16 protein-coding genes are annotated in these 17880 nt (G+C 59.9%); 13 read left to right on the top strand and 3 right to left on the bottom strand.

Annotated features, from left to right (window positions below):
• Positions 1 to 107: 107 nt before the first annotated feature.
• Positions 108 to 557, bottom strand: coding sequence for a hypothetical protein (locus tag ORL50_RS20360; protein ID WP_194690350.1), 450 nt, complete (start codon positions 555 to 557; stop codon positions 108 to 110).
• 229 nt (positions 558 to 786) lie between these two features.
• Here ORL50_RS20360 and ORL50_RS20365 point away from each other — a divergent pair, with 229 nt between their 5' ends.
• From ORL50_RS20365 to ORL50_RS20400, 8 genes are all read left to right on the top strand, one after another.
• Complete coding sequence (locus tag ORL50_RS20365) at positions 787 to 2457, top strand: DUF1302 domain-containing protein (protein ID WP_090234955.1); 1671 nt, start codon at positions 787 to 789, stop codon at positions 2455 to 2457.
• Between the two features lie 66 nt (positions 2458 to 2523).
• Entirely contained in the window at positions 2524 to 3876 is a 1353-nt protein-coding gene (locus ORL50_RS20370; protein WP_057005036.1) for a DUF1329 domain-containing protein, read from the top strand.
• 64 nt (positions 3877 to 3940) lie between these two features.
• Positions 3941 to 4759 (top strand): SDR family NAD(P)-dependent oxidoreductase, encoded by an 819-nt coding sequence (locus tag ORL50_RS20375; protein ID WP_020300832.1) that lies wholly within the window; start codon positions 3941 to 3943, stop codon positions 4757 to 4759.
• Positions 4760 to 4791: 32 nt separating this feature from the next.
• Positions 4792 to 5241, top strand: a complete 450-nt coding sequence (locus ORL50_RS20380) for a nuclear transport factor 2 family protein (RefSeq protein WP_020300831.1) — start codon at positions 4792 to 4794, stop codon at positions 5239 to 5241.
• 38 nt (positions 5242 to 5279) lie between these two features.
• Positions 5280 to 6644: a phosphotransferase family protein gene (locus ORL50_RS20385; protein ID WP_194690349.1), complete on the top strand. Its 1365-nt coding sequence runs from the start codon at positions 5280 to 5282 to the stop codon at positions 6642 to 6644.
• 59 nt (positions 6645 to 6703) lie between these two features.
• Positions 6704 to 7525: an SDR family NAD(P)-dependent oxidoreductase gene (locus tag ORL50_RS20390; protein WP_020300829.1), complete on the top strand. Its 822-nt coding sequence runs from the start codon at positions 6704 to 6706 to the stop codon at positions 7523 to 7525.
• 11 nt (positions 7526 to 7536) lie between these two features.
• On the top strand, positions 7537 to 8784 hold the full coding sequence (locus ORL50_RS20395) for an MFS transporter (protein ID WP_020300828.1): 1248 nt from the start codon (positions 7537 to 7539) through the stop codon (positions 8782 to 8784).
• Positions 8785 to 8878: 94 nt separating this feature from the next.
• Positions 8879 to 9805, top strand: coding sequence for a quinone oxidoreductase family protein (locus tag ORL50_RS20400; RefSeq protein ID WP_020300827.1), 927 nt, complete (start codon positions 8879 to 8881; stop codon positions 9803 to 9805).
• Between the two features lie 39 nt (positions 9806 to 9844).
• On the opposite strand, the gene ORL50_RS20405 is transcribed toward ORL50_RS20400, so the two are convergent.
• Positions 9845 to 10750 (bottom strand): helix-turn-helix domain-containing protein, encoded by a 906-nt coding sequence (locus ORL50_RS20405; RefSeq protein ID WP_020300826.1) that lies wholly within the window; start codon positions 10748 to 10750, stop codon positions 9845 to 9847.
• Positions 10751 to 10892: 142 nt separating this feature from the next.
• On the opposite strand from ORL50_RS20405, the gene ORL50_RS20410 reads away from it, so the two are divergent.
• Positions 10893 to 11804, top strand: coding sequence for a LysR family transcriptional regulator (locus tag ORL50_RS20410; protein WP_020300825.1), 912 nt, complete (start codon positions 10893 to 10895; stop codon positions 11802 to 11804).
• 5 nt (positions 11805 to 11809) lie between these two features.
• Here the strand turns inward: ORL50_RS20410 and ORL50_RS20415 are convergent, their stop codons facing one another.
• Positions 11810 to 12433 carry a TetR/AcrR family transcriptional regulator gene (locus tag ORL50_RS20415; protein ID WP_032904483.1) on the bottom strand — a complete coding sequence of 208 codons (624 nt, stop codon included), beginning with the start codon at positions 12431 to 12433 and terminating at the stop codon, positions 11810 to 11812.
• 294 nt (positions 12434 to 12727) lie between these two features.
• Between ORL50_RS20415 and ORL50_RS20420 the strand changes: the two genes are divergently transcribed.
• From ORL50_RS20420 to ORL50_RS20435, 4 genes are all read left to right on the top strand, one after another.
• Positions 12728 to 12979, top strand: a complete 252-nt coding sequence (locus ORL50_RS20420; RefSeq protein ID WP_154220403.1) for a ferredoxin — start codon at positions 12728 to 12730, stop codon at positions 12977 to 12979.
• Between the two features lie 52 nt (positions 12980 to 13031).
• Positions 13032 to 14651 (top strand): GMC family oxidoreductase, encoded by a 1620-nt coding sequence (locus tag ORL50_RS20425; RefSeq protein ID WP_126588873.1) that lies wholly within the window; start codon positions 13032 to 13034, stop codon positions 14649 to 14651.
• Positions 14648 to 16138 (top strand): aldehyde dehydrogenase family protein, encoded by a 1491-nt coding sequence (locus tag ORL50_RS20430; protein ID WP_020300823.1) that lies wholly within the window; start codon positions 14648 to 14650, stop codon positions 16136 to 16138. Before ORL50_RS20425 ends, ORL50_RS20430 begins: the two co-directional genes overlap by 4 nt.
• 64 nt (positions 16139 to 16202) lie before the next feature.
• Positions 16203 to 17870 (top strand): DUF1302 domain-containing protein, encoded by a 1668-nt coding sequence (locus ORL50_RS20435; RefSeq protein ID WP_020300822.1) that lies wholly within the window; start codon positions 16203 to 16205, stop codon positions 17868 to 17870.
• Positions 17871 to 17880: the final 10 nt, after the last annotated feature.

A 17880-nucleotide genomic window follows, 5' to 3' on the forward strand; every position in this document is an offset into this window, starting at 1 on the left:
TCGTAAAATCACAAAAACAATGGGGCGGTATCGGATATTCAAATACCGCAACGCACACTGTTCTTCACGCTGTTGTAGATAAAGCCGGTTATCGGTCTGGTGTCATTTCACTTTGTTTCGGGCTTGATATCCCCACAGAAAATATCCACGTTGCCATCGGCCGGAGTGGTCCTTATTACTAAGTAATATCCACCAGAAAGCAGCTCTGCCAGCGTCACTGGCGCACTTCGTGAATAGGTCCAGCCGCGCGTTGCAGAAATGCGATTGGTGTTGATCCGGTCATTCATTGCATAGGCGACAGTCCCGGGGCGCTCGCAGCTGCCTTTGTTGATAAAGGTGTAGAGATTCAAGGGCCGAAGGGTGCCGCTTGGAACTCCACTGACGACAAAGGAAAACGCTGTCTCATTGCCCTGAACGGCCAGCGTTGCATTGGCGATCTGACCGCCGTTGCGTGGTGTAGCGTTCAAGGGAACAGTCACTGTCTGGCTTGATGAAGTCGTACAGCCGACGATCATCGCAGCGGCTAGGAGTGTCGCTGTCCGGGTTCCCGATTTCATGGTCACCTCCTGTACTCAAAAAGTACGATCCAGGACCTTTGAGTATAGGTCGGGAGTATTTGACCAATACCAAAATGCATTTCAGCAATACTCCCAATCGTTGTCTCGAACCTCCCCGTCCCGTCTACTTCAGTCCATACCGAAAGCCCACAGACGAGCGCTCATTGGCGCGGTCCAGACGGCCCAACGCTTCGGCTGCCAACAACAATAAAAAGTAATGGGAGTGTTGATGATCGACGCAAAGCTAAAGCCGTTAAGCCTGGCTGTCTGGTTCAGCGTGACCGGGTGTGCCTTGACTGTTGGCGCTGTGCAGGCCGCCGAGTTTGATACCGGCAATCCGGACTGGACCGCGCGCTGGGACAACACCGTACGTTACAACCTGGGCATACGGGCCGAGGGGCGCGACTCCGCGTTGGCCAATAACGCCAGCTACGACGAGTCCGACGCCAAGTTTGATCGGGGCGATGTGGTGACCAATCGTGTCGATTTGATGAGCGAAATGGAGGTCGCGTACAAGCAGTACAACGGCTTTCGCATCAGCGGCGCTGGCTGGTACGACCAGGCATATGAAAACACTGATGTCGAAACCAGCCCCGGCAATGTTTACTACCCAGGTGCGTTCCCCGGTACCAGCACGCCGAGCTACAACAACGGTAAATACTCCAGCTTCACCAAACGCTATCACCGTGGCCCTAGCGGCGAGTTGCTGGACGCCTTTGCGTTTACCCGCTTCGACCTGGGTGAGATTCCGGTCAGCGTGCGTGCCGGCCGGCATACCGTGTACTGGGGCAACGGCCTGCTGATTGCCGGGCATGCGGTGTCCTACTCGCAAGCACCGTTGGATGGGCGCAAGGCGGTGAGCAACCCTGGTACCGAGACCCGTGAAATCTTCCTGCCGCTGACGCAGATTTCAACCCAGGCTCAGGTCACCGACAAGTTGTCGCTGGCAGCGCAATACTTCTTCGAATGGGACACCACGCGCGCGCCTGAAGGCGGTACCTATCTGGCCTCCGCCGACGTCGCCCTGGAAGGGCCGGACCGTTTGCCATTGTTCAGCGGTGTTTCGCGGCCGTTGATTGATCCGGTCAAACCCAAGGACAGGGGCAACTGGGGCGTGATGGGCACCTACAGCTTCGACTTCCTGCATTCGGAGGTCAGCGCGTTCTATCGCGAGTTCGATGACTACAACCCGTGGGGCCTGCAAGTAGCGCCGACCTTCGCCCGTTACGTGTACGCCGAGAACGTCAAGCTCTATGGCCTGGGTTACTCCGCAGGTCCGGTATTGGGCGGAGGTTCCCTCGGCGTCGACCTGTCGTATCGCCAGAACACCTCGCTGGTCTCCAGCAACATCAGCACTGCCGACAATCAGGGCGCTCGCGGTGACACGTGGCACATGGTGGTCAACGGCCTGTGGTTGCTGCCGCGCACCGATTACTTCGACACCGGCAGCCTGATCACCGAAATGGCGTTCAGTCATGTGCAACGGGTGACCAAGCACGAGGAACTGTTCAAAGGAGAAGGCTATGGCGGCTGCCCGGCGGGGCAGGACAAGCATTACGGCTGCGCTACCAAGAACTATGTCGGCCTGGCCGTTAGCTTTGCGCCGCAATGGCTTGGGGTGTTCCCTGGCTGGAATATTTCCACGCCCATGAGTGTGGATTACGGCGTCAACGGCAATGCCGCCACGGGCGGTGGCAACGAAGGCAAATACACCTGGAAAGCAGGTGTGAAGGGCACCTACGACGAGCGCGTCGACGTGACTCTGTCGTACATCGGCTACGGCAGCGAACGCAAATATGCAGACGTTGCCGGCGTCGGAAAAACCGTCGTCGGGGGCACCGGCGACGTCGGCCTGACCGACCGCAACTGGGTCTCGCTGACCCTCAGCACTGCGTTCTGAGCCGCGCCTGAACTGCAATGCAGTGATCACCGGACTCGGCGATCACCCATCTGAATGGAGAACGTTATGACGGTTAATGCATATGCGATGGGCCTTGTGGCCATTGCTTTGGCGGGGGCGGCTGTGGCCGATGAGGGCGCTACCACCGCCGACCTGGGCGGTAAGCTCACGAGCTTTGGCGCGATTGTGGCGGGTAACGCGGCAGGCACTATTCCGCCCTACGACGGTGGCCTGAAAGTGCCCGCAGGGCTGGTGCCCGGCGACGGCAACTGGCCCAACCCGTTTGCCAATGAAAAACCCCGCTTGCGCATTACGGCGGCTAACGCCGACCAGTACGCCGACCAATTGGCGGCCGGGCAGCTGCAACTGCTCAAGCAGAACCCCGACACTTATTATCTTGAGGTGTACCCCACCCACAGGACGGCAACCTTTCCGGCGAATTTCCTGGCAGCCACCCAGCGCAACGCCAGCCGCAAGGACTGCAAAACCGAGAACGACGGGCTGTCGATCAGCGAAGGGTGCCGGGGCGGCCTGCCATTCCCGCTGCCGCGAGATGGCCGGGAATTGATGTGGAACTACATCCTCAACTATCAGGGCGTGAATGGCTGGGACTGGAACCACAGTGCCTACGTGGTTAATGAAGGCCACGCGACGCTAACCAACACCAATCGGTCCACCGGCGAAAAACCCTTCTACCAGATGGATGTTCCCGGGCGTGATCCGAAAATCGCCCAGCGTATCTGGTCGCGCATCGTCGCGCCGGCCCGTACGGCCGGCCAGGCATCCGGGTATTGGGATTATCTCGACCCGGTCGCCGACTCCCGCTACGCCTGGAGCTACAGCACCGGCCAGCGCCGCGTGCGCAAGGCTCCGGAATTCAACTACGACACCCCCAACTCGGCGTTCGGCGGGGTGGCGTTCTACGACGAAATCTTCCTGTTCTCCGGAAAGATGGACCGTTTCGACTGGAAGCTGGTGGGTAAAAAGGAAATGTTCATCCCCTACAGCAACTACACGCTGAAATGGGGTTGCGACATGGACAAGAAACTCATGCCCAAACACATCAATCCCGCGTGTGAACGCTGGGAACTGCACCGTGTCTGGGTGGTGGAAGCGACCCGCAAGGACGGCGTCCGCCACGCGCAGAAAAAACGCCGCTACTACATCGACGAGGACACCTTTGGTGCTGCGGTCTACGACGCCTGGGACGACAGCGGCGCGCTGTTCCGTACCGGCTCGCAATACAACATCGAGGCGTATGGCATTCCCAATAACCCGCAACAGGATTCCTACTCGTTGTACGACTTCACCCGTGACCAGTACGGCATGTTCGGCAACGGCCCGACGCGCTACCGCCAGGAACCGGTCGCCGAGCGTGAAGCCAATCCGCAGACCATTGCCGGTGGCCAGACCCGCTGACCTCATGCTCCTTTTCGGCGCTTGTCACAGGCGCCGATTTTTTTATCCGTCCCGAGACCCTTTTATGAGCGAGATTGTGCAACGTTTAGACGGCAAGGTCTGCGTCATCACAGGCGCCGGCAGTGGCATCGGCCGCGCCTCGGCACTGCGTTTTGCCCGGGAGGGCGCCACGGTAGTGGTCACCGACCTTTTCGCCGAATCGGCGCAGGCCGTGGCAGCTGAAATAGGTGCCAAGGCAATGGCCATGCAAGTGGATGTTGGTGAGGAAGGCGCCTTGCGGGAGATGGTCGAGCAGACTGTCGAGACCTTCGGTCGTATCGACGTGTTGTTCAATAACGCCGTGTACAGAAACCCGGCCACCACCCGCGATATCGACTTCATCAACTTCAACACCGAGCTGTTCCACAACTGCATGCGGGTCAACGTGTTGGGTGGCGTGTTGGCGTGCAAATACGCCTTGCCGCACATGCTCGCCCAGGGCAGCGGTTCGATTCTGTTCACCTCGTCCACCAGCTCGATTGCCGGCGAAATTTCTCAGTTCAGCTACGGCGCCTCCAAGGCCGCGCTCAACTGGTACGTGCAAAGCATTGCCGCCACCTTTGGCAAACGCGGCATTCGTTGCAACGGCATCCTGCCGGGAGTGATTCGCACGCCAGCCATGGAAAGTTGGGCCAACGAGGCGATGAAGTCGGCCTTTCTCGACCTGCAAAACGTACCGCAACTGGGCGAGCCGGAAGACATCGCCGCCATGGCCGCTTTCCTCGCCAGCGACGACGCCGCCTATGTCAACGGGACGCTGATGCGCGTGGACGGCGGTATGAGTTGCGGCACACCGATGGTGCCGGTGGTGCGCAACTTCCTGCTGCCTCAAACCTCGGTCTGATCCCGATCCATCACTGCACTGGAGCCCGTTTCATGGCACTCGAACAGGAACGCTTCATCCTCGACATGCTGGCCGCCTGGGGCGATGGCAGCGACGGCAGCCGCCCCGATATCGAACGCATCATGGCCACCTTCGCCGACGACGCCGTCTGGCAACTGTGGGTGCCCGGTGGTCCCGTGATCCGGGGGCGCGATGCGTTACGCCGGGAGATAGAGCGACAGATGAGTTATGTCACGCATAACCGTTGCACCACGCGCCACATCGTCTCTTCGGAGCGCGTGGTGATGACCGAACGCGACGATTACTGCGTCAGCAACGGCGTCCCCATGCCGCACTCGATGGTGGCGGTGTATGAGCTGGACGAACACGGACTGATCTGTGCCTGGCGCGAGTACCTGGACACCGCCGACCTGGCGAAGAAAAAGGGCGTGCCGCTGGAGCAGGTAGGCGGGCCGAACGCTGGTAGCACCAGCACCCATTGAGAGCGGCGCTGGACATCAGCGCCTGAGGAAGACCCCGTATGCCAACAACAATAAATACGACTGTTGATCCGGTCGAAGAAAAGCTGCGCACCTTTGTCGAAGGGCTGCTGGGCGGAAACATCACGGCCATGCAACGCCTGCTGCGCTGGCGTCCGGCGTGGAACCTTGAACTGCAACGCGATGGCGAAACCCTTCAATTGCATATTCGTGGCGAGCGAGGTGGTGATGTCAGCCCATTCCCGGATCTGCGCCGGGAGGCGGATATTCTCACCTTGCTCGGCCAGCAAGGTGTGCCGGTGCCGCGTATCTACGGCTTCTGCGAAGACCCGCAAGCCATCGTGATGGAGTTAGTGCCGGGCAGTCGTGATATCAGCACGGCGATCAGTGATGCCGAGCGCCATGCTGTCGCACGCCAGTGGGTCGACGCCATGGCGCGCATGCACCAATTGCCGTTGCAACCCTTCATTGAGCAGGGCATTCACCGGCCGACCAGTGCCGAGGACATTACCCTCGCAGGTCTGGAAGCTTACTACCCGCTGTATGCACGCAATAAAACCAGGCCTCAGCCGCTGGTTGAATTCGCCCTCGGCTGGTTGCGCCGCAATGTGCCGCAGCACCGTATCCGGCCTGCTTTCGTGCAGTACGATTCAGGGCAATATCTGTTCGAGAGCGGACAGGTACAGGGTCTCTACGATTTCGAATTTGCCATGATCGGCGATCCCTTGGCCGACCTGGCGTCGGCGCGCATGCGTGACAATTACGAGCCGCTCGGGGACAGCTTCGCCGCCCTGTATCGCTACTACCAGCAAGTAACCGGCGAACCGGCGGAGCCCGATGTGGTGCGTTACCACACGGCACTGTTTGCCACCGTCAGCACGATGCAGTTCTCGGCGTCGGTGGCCACGCCACAACCGGGCGACCCACATGACACCTACACCGAGTTTGACATCGCCCTGCGCCGGGTGGTGGTGCATGCGCTGGCCGAAGCCATGGGTGTGCCTCTGCAAACGCCGAAACTGGACATGGTCAGCAGCGGCCCGAATGCCCAGTTGCTGACCATGCTCGCCGATGCCCTGGCGCAGGTGGAAGTCGGCAGTGACTTCCAGAAAACCAAGCTGCGCGCCGTGAGCAAACTGGTGGAGTACCTGGGCCGTGGCGATGCCATGGAATTGCACTTGCGCGAGCTGGAACAACAGGAGGCGCAAGTCCTGCTGGACCGCACCTTCAGTGACTACAGCGAGATTGATGCAGCGCTGGAAGCCTTTGTCAAAAGCGCCGGGCCTGAATACGACGGGCCTTTGCTGCGCCTGTTCATGGCGCACATCGAGCGGCGCGTCCTGGTCTACGGCAGCACCGCCATTGGCGCCTCCGCCCGCCACATCGACCTGCCACCCGTGGCCTGACAGGGTGAAACCTTTCTCGCCCGGTGGCTGGTCGCCGGGCCTTCGTATTCGGAGTGTTTATGTCTGTTCCTGATAATGCCTTCCTGCATCGGTATGGTCCGTGGGCGGTGATTGCCGGTGCCTCCCATGGTGTGGGCGCGGCGTTTGCCCGTGCCCTCGCCGAGCGTAGCCTCAACTGCGTCCTGGTGGCGCGCCGTGGCGACGCCCTGGCGCAATTGAAAGGCGAATTGGAGCAACGTTACGCCATCGAAGTGCTGGTGGTAATCCAGGACCTTTCTCAGCCCGATGCCTGTGAGCGATTGCTCGCGGCTGTCGGTGAACGTCAAGTTGGTCTGTTTATCTACAACGCGGGTGGCGATCCCTACATCACGCGCTTCCTCGATACCTCGACCGAGGACTGGGGCGCGTTGCTGCGCCTCAATTGCTTGACCGTGATGCAATGCAGCCATGCCTTTGGTGCCGCGATGCTGGAGCGCGGGCAGGGCGGCTTGCTGTTGGTGGGTTCCCAGGCTGCATTGGGGGGTATTCGCAAACTGGCGATGTACACCGCCACCAAAGGGTTTGCGCTGAACCTCGGCGAATCGTTATGGGCGGAGTGGAAAGACCGTGGCGTCGACGTGCTCAATTTGGTCATCGGCACTGTCGACACACCCACCATGCGCGATGCCATGGTCAAACTGAACATTGCCGACGCCCTGACCATGACCTTGCCCAAAGCAGATGACTTGGCGCTTCTGGCGCTTGAGCAACTGGGTAATGGCCCGACGCTGATTCACCCCGAAGACACCCTTGTTCAGGTCGAGACCGCACCTGGCCCGGCACGTCGTGCCCAGGTACTGAGCAAGAGCGCGCAAGCGGCTGTGTTTATTGGCAACGACTGAGGTCACACACCATGAAAGGCTTTGATAACGCAGAATTCAAACGCGGCTGGCGGGTGCTGATTCTGGCGCTGGTGGGCGTTGCCACCAGTTCCAGTTCGTTGCTGCTGTACAGCTTCAGCTCCATGGTGATTCCGCTGGAACAGGCCATGGGCTGGGGCAGGGCGGAGTTGCAGGCGGCGATCACCGCGTTATCGCTGGGCACCATCGTCGCGTCGCAATTGGCCGGCTGGCTCAACTCGCGCTACGGCTTGCGCCGGGTCACGTTGCTGTCGCTGCTCGCGTTGTCCCTGAGTGTCTTCACCCTGACCTGTATCAATGGCTCGATCTGGACCCTCTACCTTGGCTTTTTCCTGGTGCCGCTAGCCGGGCTGGGTACGTTGCAGGTGACCTGGTCGCACCTGGTGAACTTGTGGTTCGAGGAAAACCGTGGTCTGGCGCTGGCGATCATCCTCAGTGGCTCCGGACTGGCGGCCATCATGCTTCCGCTGATCACCGCCTGGGCGATCAGCCGGTGGAATTGGCAGGCGGGATTCCTCGCGCTGGGTGTATTGCCGGTGCTGCTGGCGTTGCCCTTGGCCTTACGCTGGTTGTTGCCGACCACCAATGTCAGCCACAACTCGACGCAACTCCCCGCCACCAGCGAACAAACCGGCGGTCTACTGCTGCGCGAGGCGATGCGCTCCTGGCGTTTCTGGGTGTGCAACCTGTCGATGACGTTGGTGGTGTCGTGCGTGGTGGGCATGGTCACCAACATTGTGCCGTTGCTGCAGGACCGTGGCCTGAGCGCCCTGCAGGCCAGTCAGATTTTCGCCAGCTTCGGCGTGTCGCTGATCCTTGGCCGACTATTGGTGGGCTACCTGATTGACCGGTTGTGGGCGCCCGGTGTTGCCTCTGTCGCGCTGCTGATGCCGGCATTTGCCTGCGGCATTTTTGCCTATGGGGATTCCAGTATTGCGATGTACACCCTCGCCACGTTGCTGGTCGGCGTGGGTGCCGGTGCCGAGTTCGATATCGCTGCTTTCCTGATCGCCCGTTACTTCGGCATGCGCGACTACGGCCGCTTGTTTGGCGCGCACCTGGGCTTGATTACCGCAGGTGCGGCGATCTCGCCGTTACTGTTCGCCGGGTTGTTCAAGCTCACCGGTGGCTACTCGGCCATGCTGCTGTTCAGTTTTATCTGCTTTGTCGTCGGCCCATTGCTGCTGCTGACATTGGGTGGGTATCCGCGATATCAGTCCGAGCCATTAGTTGCCAGTTAGAGAAGCTGCCGAAGTAAATATAGACAAATAACAGAATAATGTTCAATTATTGCCTCGAGTGCAGCCTGACAATAAAACAGACAAGGAGAATGCCATGCGTGCAGCAATCATTTCCGAGCGCAATGCGCCGCCGGTAGTGGGCGAGTTTCGTGATCCGCAGCCGCTAGACGGCTCGGTGCTGATCGATGTCGATACCGCTGGCCTTGGTGGCTGGGATGTACTCGGCGCCTACCGTCTGGGTGTTGAATATCCCTGTGTCATTCGCGGAGAAGGCGTTGGCCGTGCGCCGGATGGCCGCCGGGTGTATTTCGGCGAGCGCTCGGTGTTGCCGTTTGGTGCCTGGGCAGAGCGCACCCTGGTGCCGCAAGCCGAAGTATGGAATGTGCCGGACGACGTGGACGATAAAACCGCGATCAGCATGGGCATCGCTGCGACCGGCGCCATCGTGCCCCTGGAAAAAGCCGCGATTCAGAAGGGTGAGAAGGTGCTGATCCTGGGCGCCACCGGCACGCTCGGCCAGATCGCCCTGCAACTGGCGCGCGGTCTGGGTGCAGGCAAAGTGGTCGGTGCTGCCCGGTCCGCTGAAGCACTGGGGCGGTTGAAGTCGCGAGGCCTTGCCGATGAAGTGGTGACCCTGGGTGGCAGCGATGACGTCGCGGCGCTCAAGGATGCGGCCGATGGCGGATTTGATGTGGTGCTCGACCTCGTGTGCGGTCAACCGATGTTGACGTCGCTGAAGGCCACCAACTGGGGCGCACGGATCATGACCATTGGCACGGGAGCCGGCCGCCAGCTCAATCTGGATATTGCCGATCTGTTGTTTCGCAATCTGTCGTGCATCGGCACTGGCCAGCGCCCGCCCGCAGACCGTGAACAGATCTGGCTGCGTCTGCTGAAGATCGCCAAAGAGCAGCAGATTCAGGTGGATTACCTGGATTTTACCCTCGATCAGGCGGCTGAAGCCTGGGCCGCGCAGGTCAATGGGCCACACGCCAAAATCACCGCCACGATTCGTCGTTAAAGCCCGTATTGCTGGAAGGCGCCCTTGTCCGGGTGCCTTTCAGCGCTGGCGCTGGTGGCGAAATTCCTCGGGTGTGACACCGAGCTCTTTACGGAAGGCCGCGCTGAAAGCGGCGGCGTTGTTGAAGCCGGCCTGATAGGCCACTTGTTTGATCAGCAACCGTGGGTCAGCCAACAGCGCCACGGCTTTTTGCAAACGGGTTTGCGCGGCGTACTGGCGCAAGGTCATGCCGGTGGTGTTTTTGCAGCGACTGGACAGGGTCCGCAACGGCAGTTCGCAGGCCCGCGCCAAGTGGCCCAGTGAGCGGCCTTCGTCACTGGCGCTGTCGAGCAATTCACGCAGGATGTTGAGTTGACGATGGCTGAGTTTTTCAGCGCAGTGTGAGGAACAAGTGGCATCGTCGGGCGCGTCGATAAATTCGCGGCGCAGGTCCAGGGCAATGCTGGTGAGCAGGCACTCGGTGTGCAGCTCGCTGGCGAAGCCGGGGTTGGCGACTTCTTCGGCCAGCCGTTGCAACGAGGCGTGCAAGTAGCCGCTTTGCAGGTTGAGCATGGCTGCGCTGACGTTGTCCTGCCAGTTCCAGCGATAGCTGCCCAGGACGCCGAGTGAGGAGGGGTCGAATAGACACACAAGGGCCTTTTGCTCTCCGGCATCGTGACGCAGGTGGAACTCGGTGCCATGGGGAATGAACAACAGCTTGCCCAGGGGTTGGAATTGAGGCGCACCGTGGCTGGAAAAACCGCCGCAGTTAGGCTTGATCTGCGAGCTGGCCGGCAGCATCAAGCGCAACAGGCAACTGTCGCCGGTTTCTATCAAGGCAGTGCCAGTGTTGGACCATTGCGCGTGTTCAACCCGGATGTCGAAGCCTTGCCTGGCCAATGAAGCTTCGGTCAGGAAATTACCTGACGCTTCACAGTCGTACTCGCTGTAGTGGATCGCGTTCATTTTTCAACCTTCAGCCATTTTTATTATTGGCGCTGAAATTCGAAGGATAACGATACGTCAGGGCAGCTACCCGGTCTCGAGTGTAACCAGCCCGTGGACCGAGCTGTTTCATATATTCAGGCGGCAGGTATCAGAAAATCAGATGACGAAAGGCAAAGATATTTCCATGCGCCAACTGCGCTATTTCGTTGCCGCCGCCGACGCCGGCCAGTTTTCCCAGGCGGCGCTGAAGGCGCATGTATCGCAGTCGGCGATTACTGCGGCGGTGTTGCATCTGGAACAGTCCTTGGGCGTCAGCTTGTTCGACCGCTTGCCCCATGGCGTGGCGCTGACCGCTGAAGGCAACAAGTTTTCCCAGCATGCGCGGCACATTCTCGACACGCTGCAGGACGCTCTCAGTGAACCGCTGTTTCTCGGCCATGCGATGCAAGGAACCGTGCGTGTGGGTGCCTCCTACACGGTGCTCGGTTACTTTCTGCCAGCGCTGCTGGCACGCTTCAAACGTAGCTACCCTCAGGTAGAGATCGACCTGATCGACATGGACCGCCAGAGCATTGAAGCTGCCCTGAGCAATGGCGACCTCGACTTGGGCCTGGCAATTGTCTCCAATACGCCGAACTTGCACGGTTTCGCTCACCATGTGCTAATTCGTTCGCGCCGCCAACTCTGGCTGGCAAGTCAGCACCCATTGATGTCTGCCACCTCGATCAATCTCGAAGACGTCGCCGAGCATGCCTATATCCTGGCCACGGTCGATGAGGGGGAGACCTCGACCATGCGCTATTGGGAATCCCGCGGACTGGCACCCAAGGTGGCTTTTCGTACCTCATCCATGGAGGCATTGCGCGGGCTGGTGGGGCATGGTTTCGGTGTGACCATTCTCTCGGACATGCTGTACCGGGCCTGGTCTCTGGAAGGCAAGAAGATTGAAATCCGGCCGCTGGTGGATGTGATTCCACCCATGGAACTGGGGCTGATCTGGCTGCCGGATAACTGTTTGTCGGCACCGACCCAGGCATTCCGACAGTTTCTGATCATGGCCTGCGCCTCTTGATCCCGCTACTGGCGCACGTTGTTGTCAGGCGGCCAGGTGCCGTTGTTCATCAGGCTGTCGAAGGTTTCGGTCATTTCCCGCGCCGGGTTCGGATAGTCGTGGCGCACCCACCACAACCACAGCCCCACCAGGGCACCGACGAAACAGCGCACGGCGGCCTCGCCACGCAGTTGATCGATTTGGTACAGGCCCTGTTTCCGGTAGTGTTCCCGGACCTGGATGATCAGGATATTTTCCAGGTGCGCGAGAATCACGTTCTGTCCCGGGCCGCTGAAGAACGCCGTTGTCAGTGCCGCATGACGTTCGGTGGCGCTGAACAGCCAGGCCGAAACATCCAGCAGGACACGGCGGTCGCCATCAACTTCGGTGACCTTGGTCGAGGGAACGCCAATGGCTTCGTACCCGGCGACGATCAGGTCCTCCTTGTCGCGAAAGTGCGCGTAGAAGGTGGAGCGCGCGACCCCTGTACTGTCCAGTAATTGCTGGACCGTAATTCCTTCGTAGCCCTTTTCCAGCGCCAGGCGATACATGTGGTCCAGCAACAATTCCCGGGTGCGTTGGGAACGCAAGGCGTGGCGTTGACTGGCGTGATTTTTATCGGCTGTTTGCACGGAAGCTAGGTGAGACATTCTTAACCTCGGCAGCGCTTTTTATTGGTTTCATGACGGCGGGTACAAGAGCTTCCCGGCGGTGATCAGAACACAATGACAGAGGATTTTTTGCACCAGCAGGATTATTTTTAGAACATATTCGGCGAAAGTGTTAATTAATTCCGTCTATGCCGTACAGATTTGCGCTTCTGTTCGTTGTGGCTTTGCGTCTGCGGCCTTACCGTTTCTCCAGTCCGATAGAGACCTGGAGAACAATAATGAATAACGCTCCTGAAACGCCTGCACCTGTTCCTGCGCACATTCCCAAGCACCTTGCCCGCGATTTCGATCTATGGGCAGAGCTCACCGCCCACGGCGAAAACGCCTATCAACCAATCCGGCTGCGTAGGTCATGCCCGCTGCAACAACGTCGCGCCCGCGCTCTATCCACTCGATAACAACGGCTACATCGCCAGCAACGGCTTAAGTGTGCCGATTGGGCAAGAGCGGCTGGCAACCCGCGGTGCCCGTGCCTGCCCGGAACGGGTCATCGAGGTTCGCGATACATCCGACGAACACCGGTGAGTGCCGCCTTGGTAATGGAAGACTTTCAGCAACCCGCAAAAGAAGAACAACAATGAGCAAAACCTACGACTACATCATCATCGGTGCGGGGTCATCCGGCTGCGTCCTGGCCAATCGCTTGTCTGCCGACACGAACGTTTCGGTGCTGCTGATCGAGAGCGGACCGGATCACACCAGTCCGTTGATTGCCATGCCCCGTGGCATTGGCAAACTGCTCAGCCCCGGCAATCCGCATGTGTGGAGCTACAAGGCTGCACGCGGTGAGGGTATGAGCGATGAGCAATGGCTCAAAGGCAAAACGATTGGCGGCTCCAGTTCGGTCAACGGCATGGTCTATGTACGGGGAGCACCCGCTGATTATGATCATTGGGAAGCGCAAGGCTGCGCGGGCTGGGGCTGGAAAGACATGGGCCGGCAGTTTGTCGCCCTCGAAGACCACCAGTTGGGCAAGAGCCAATGGCGCGGAGTCGGTGGCCCGCTCAAAGTCACGGTGCACCCATCGGGCCACGCCCTGTGCGATGCCGTCATCAGCGCGGCCGGTGAGCTGGGTGTGGCGCGCACTGAAGACACCAATCATATCGACTCGGTCACTCAGGGTGGCTTCGGCTATCAGCCGCAAACCACCTGGAAAGGCCAGCGATTCAGTGCCGCCAAGGCCTTTCTCGATCCGGTGCGCGCACGTCCGAATTTGACGTTAATGACCGGCACGGATGTTCAACGCATCGAGTTCAGCAATCACCGTGCCTGTGACGTGCAGGTCAACAACAGCGCCGGCAAGGAACGCTTCGAAGTGCGCCGCGAGGTGTTGTTGTGCGCCGGTGCCATTGAATCGCCGAAGCTGTTGCAACTGTCTGGCATCGGCCCGGCCGCACTGTTGAACTCGCTGGGTATCAGTGTGCTGCACGACGCCCCCGAGGTCGGGCGTAACCTGCGTGAGCACGTGTACATGGCCATGCAGTATCGGGTCACCCGTGGCAGCTTCAATCACTGCTTCCATGGGATTGGGTTACTCGGTGCAGTGGCCCAATACTTTTTGCGCAAGAAAGGACCGATGACCCACGCCGCTCACGAGGCCGGTGGTTTCATCAAGACGCGCCCGGAGCTGGATCGTCCGGACGCGCAAATCGGCGTCAGCCTCTATTCCATGGATGGCGACGGTAACAAGGTCGAAATCGACAAGGAGCCCGGCCTGACCATCGGTGGCTATTTCCTGCGTCCGCAGAGCCAGGGTGAGGTGCGCATTCAATCGGCGGACGCCACGGTTCCACCCCGGATCAACGCCAATTATTTGAGCGCCGAGATCGATCGCACTTCCGCAATTGCCTTGTTTCGCTGGTTCCGCCGTCTGGCTGCACAGCCGGTGCTCAAGCCATTCATTGTCGGCGAGCTGACACCGGGACCGGAGGTAGAAAGCGACGCGCAAATTCTTGCTGCGTTCCGCCGCTTCGGCCAGACCGCCTATCACGTTTCCGGGACCTGTCGCATGGGTGCCGACAGCGCGTCGGTGCTCGATCCGCAACTGCGTGTGCGCGGCGTCGAGGGCCTGCGTGTGGTCGACACTTCGGTGATGCCGTGCCTGGTTTCCGGTAACACCAATGCCCCGGCCATGGCCATTGCCATGCGCGCTGCAGAAATTATCACCGGCAAAGTCTCAGGAGATCCAACACCATGAGTGTTCCCTTTACCCAGCTGGACAAGCTGTACATCGATGGCGCGTGGGTGGATGTTGACGGTCCGCGCGAAGCAGTGCTCAACCCGGCCACCGAAGCGGTCATCGGTCATGCACCGAATGGTGATCTGCAGAGCGCCGACGCAGCCATCGCCGCCGCACGCAACGCCTTTGATAACGGCCCTTGGCCCTGGTTGAGCATGGCCGAACGGGCCGGGTACATGCGGCGGATGCACGCAGCTTTGGTGGCAAAAAGGGAGGAAATTGCCGCGCTGATTATCGCTGAGGTCGGCTGTTCCCAAGGCGTGACTTATGCCATGCAGGTGGACATGCCGCTGGGCCATGTGCTGACCGCGATCGAGCAGTCTGTGCACAGCGACAGCTTGCAGATTCCGGTGCAGGCCAATCCCAATCCGTTCAACCCGGCAGGGCCGATGATTCTCGGCAGCGGCACGGTGGAGCGTGAGGCCATCGGCGTGGTGGCCGGCATCACCGGCTATAACTTTCCGTTTCTTCTTAACCTGGCCAAGGTGTTTCCGGCCTTGCTGGCCGGCAACACCCTGGTGCTCAAGCCTTCGCCATTTACCCCGTACTCGGCGCTGTTGTTCGGTCAGATCGCTGAAGAAATCGGCCTGCCCCAGGGCGTACTCAACATTGTCACCGGCGGTATTGAAGTGGGCGGCTTGTTGAGCAGCGACCCGCGGGTGGACATGGTCTCGTTCACCGGTTCGGAAACGGTCGGCATGAGCATCATGAGTCAGGCGGCGCCGACCCTGAAGCGCGTGCATCTGGAACTGGGCGGCAAATCGGCGTTGATCGTGCGCGCCGATGCCGACATTCAGGCCACCGCGCTGGGAGCTGTCGCCGGGCTGGCGGTCAACGCGGGGCAGGGCTGTGCATTGCTCACCCGCTTCGTTGTGCATCACTCGGTACGCGAGCAATTCGTGCAGTGCGCCAAAGCCATTGCCGGGCAGTGGAAGGTCGGTGACCCGGCGGACCCGAGCGTGATGATGGGCCCGCTGATCCGCGAGTCGCAGCGCGCCAAGGTCGAGCATTTCATCGCCAGCGGCCGCGACGCCGGGGCCACGCTGGTCTGCGGTGGTGGACGACCTGCGCATCTGCGCCAGGGCTTCTTCAGCGACATCACCCTGTTCGATGACGTAAGCAACGACATGCTCATCGCCCAGGAGGAAATCTTCGGGCCGGTGGGGGTGGTGATCGGTTTCGACAGTGATGACGAGGCGGTTGCCATTGCCAACGATTCGCGGTTTGGCCTCAACGCCGCTGTTTCCTCTGCAGATGCCGCCACCGCCTATGCCATGGCTCGACGAATTCGTGCCGGCAGTGTGTACCTCAATGGGGGTAGCGGCAGCTTGCCTTATGCGCCCATCGGCGGCTTCAAACGTTCAGGACTGGGCCGTGAGTTCGGGCCGAACTGGCTTAAAGAATTCACCCAGGAGAAATCCATCATCTACCCCATCGGCCGCTAGCCATGACACCCCGCGAGCGGGGAGCAGACAAAACGACTGACAATAAAAACAAAAGGTGGTTTGCATGAAAAAGATGAGCAAACAGGGACGCATGCGAGCCCAGCGGGCCATGGTACTGCTGGCGGTAGGGAAAATGGCGTTTGGTTACGGTGGAGCGGTGATGGCTGCGCCGATCGAACTGGCTAATCCAGACTTTCATCTGCGTTGGGATAACACCCTGCGCTACAACCTGGGGATGCGAACGGAGGGGCAAGACCGGCGCATCATGAACAACCCTAACTACGATGAATCGGACGGCAAGTTCGACAAGGGTGACATCGTCACCAACCGCATCGACTTGCTCACTGAACTCGATTTTGCCTACCGTAAAGACTGGGGGGCACGCCTCAGCGCCGCCGGCTGGTACGACCAGGCGTACCACAATGACACGGTGCGCAGTCATGTTGCCGGGTACCAGACCAGCTACGACAACGACCACTACAGCTCTGAAGTGAAGCGTTACGTCGAAGGCCCTTCAGGGGAAATCCTCGATGCCTTCGTCTGGAAAAACCTGCGCCTGGGCGATGCTTCGGTGAACGTCAAGATCGGCCGGCATACCAATTACTGGGGCGAGGGGCTACTGTTCGGTGCCCATGCGATTTCCTACTCGCAAGCGCCTCTGGATGGTGCCAAGGCAGTGACCAGTCCTGGCATTGAAACCAAGGAAGTGTTCTTGCCCATCGGGCAGATATCCGTCAAAGCTCAGGCCACCGACAACCTGACACTGGCCGCTCAATATTTCTACGAATGGGACTACACGCGCATTCCGTACGGCGGCACCTACTTCGGCGCAGCGGACCCGTTCTTCGAAGGCCCGGACCGTTTGCCTGTAGCACCTGGTTTTTCCTTTAACCGGGAGAAGTCCAAATACGGTCGTGACTCCGCCAACTGGGGCGTAATGGCCAAATACGACGTCGAGGCGATTCAATCGACGGTGGGCGCTTACTACCGCCAGTTCGATGACTACCAACCCTGGTTGGCGCCAGAAGTTTCGGCCGCTACCGGCAGCTACCGCCTGGTGTACCCGCGCAGCGTCAAACTGGTCGGCCTGAGTCTTTCGACCGTGCTCGACACGGTGTCGATCGGCAGCGAGATCTCCTATCGCAAGGGCGGTGCGTTGAACGCGGTCGGCGTTGATCCTTCCGACAACGAAGGACCGCGTGGCGATACGTACCACTTCGTCGCCAACGCTGTGTATGGCGTGCCGCGTAACTTTATCGCCAACAACGCCACGCTGATCGGCGAGTTCGCCTACAGCCACCTGCGCAAAGTGACCGAGCACGAAGAGCTTTATCTGGGTGAAAACAACAATAACTGCGTTGACCCCCGCGTCGGCACACCCGGTTCAGGGGACAAGCGCGACGGTTGTTCGACCCGGGATTACGCGGCCATCGCCGTCAATTACACACCGCAATACCTGTCGGTACTCCCGTCCTGGGACATGACCGTACCGTTGACCGTCAATTATGGCCTGTCGGGCAACGCAGCCAGTGCCGGCGGTGGTAACGAAGGCGCGCTGACCTGGTCTGCCGGCGTGCAGATGACGTATGCCCAGCGTTATGAATTTGGTTTGCGCTATTCCGATACAGACGCTCAAACGAAGAACATTCCCGGGGACACCGTCGGGGGCAACGGCGCCGTGGGCGGAACCGACCGTGGCTGGCTGGCCTTCACCTTCAAAACCTCCATCTAAAAAAGCCAAG

The sequence above is a fragment of the Pseudomonas sp. RIT-562 genome (assembly GCF_026241895.1).
Classification (GTDB): domain Bacteria; phylum Pseudomonadota; class Gammaproteobacteria; order Pseudomonadales; family Pseudomonadaceae; genus Aquipseudomonas; species Aquipseudomonas mandelii_F.

Bases quoted from the DNA above. Each gene is read 5' to 3' on its own strand.
- ORL50_RS20435 (WP_020300822.1), top strand. From the start codon at position 16,203: ATGAAAAAGATGAGCAAACAGGGACGCATGCGAGCCCAGCGGGCCATG.
- ORL50_RS20390 (WP_020300829.1), top strand. From the start codon at position 6,704: ATGTCTGTTCCTGATAATGCCTTCCTGCATCGGTATGGTCCGTGGGCG.
- ORL50_RS20375 (WP_020300832.1), top strand. From the start codon at position 3,941: ATGAGCGAGATTGTGCAACGTTTAGACGGCAAGGTCTGCGTCATCACA.
- ORL50_RS20405 (WP_020300826.1), bottom strand. From the start codon at position 10,750: ATGAACGCGATCCACTACAGCGAGTACGACTGTGAAGCGTCAGGTAAT.
- ORL50_RS20395 (WP_020300828.1), top strand. From the start codon at position 7,537: ATGAAAGGCTTTGATAACGCAGAATTCAAACGCGGCTGGCGGGTGCTG.
- ORL50_RS20400 (WP_020300827.1), top strand. From the start codon at position 8,879: ATGCGTGCAGCAATCATTTCCGAGCGCAATGCGCCGCCGGTAGTGGGC.
- ORL50_RS20360 (WP_194690350.1), bottom strand. From the start codon at position 557: ATGAAATCGGGAACCCGGACAGCGACACTCCTAGCCGCTGCGATGATC.
- ORL50_RS20370 (WP_057005036.1), top strand. From the start codon at position 2,524: ATGACGGTTAATGCATATGCGATGGGCCTTGTGGCCATTGCTTTGGCG.
- ORL50_RS20415 (WP_032904483.1), bottom strand. From the start codon at position 12,433: ATGTCTCACCTAGCTTCCGTGCAAACAGCCGATAAAAATCACGCCAGT.
- ORL50_RS20430 (WP_020300823.1), top strand. From the start codon at position 14,648: ATGAGTGTTCCCTTTACCCAGCTGGACAAGCTGTACATCGATGGCGCG.
- ORL50_RS20365 (WP_090234955.1), top strand. From the start codon at position 787: ATGATCGACGCAAAGCTAAAGCCGTTAAGCCTGGCTGTCTGGTTCAGC.
- ORL50_RS20385 (WP_194690349.1), top strand. From the start codon at position 5,280: ATGCCAACAACAATAAATACGACTGTTGATCCGGTCGAAGAAAAGCTG.
- ORL50_RS20425 (WP_126588873.1), top strand. From the start codon at position 13,032: ATGAGCAAAACCTACGACTACATCATCATCGGTGCGGGGTCATCCGGC.
- ORL50_RS20380 (WP_020300831.1), top strand. From the start codon at position 4,792: ATGGCACTCGAACAGGAACGCTTCATCCTCGACATGCTGGCCGCCTGG.
- ORL50_RS20410 (WP_020300825.1), top strand. From the start codon at position 10,893: ATGACGAAAGGCAAAGATATTTCCATGCGCCAACTGCGCTATTTCGTT.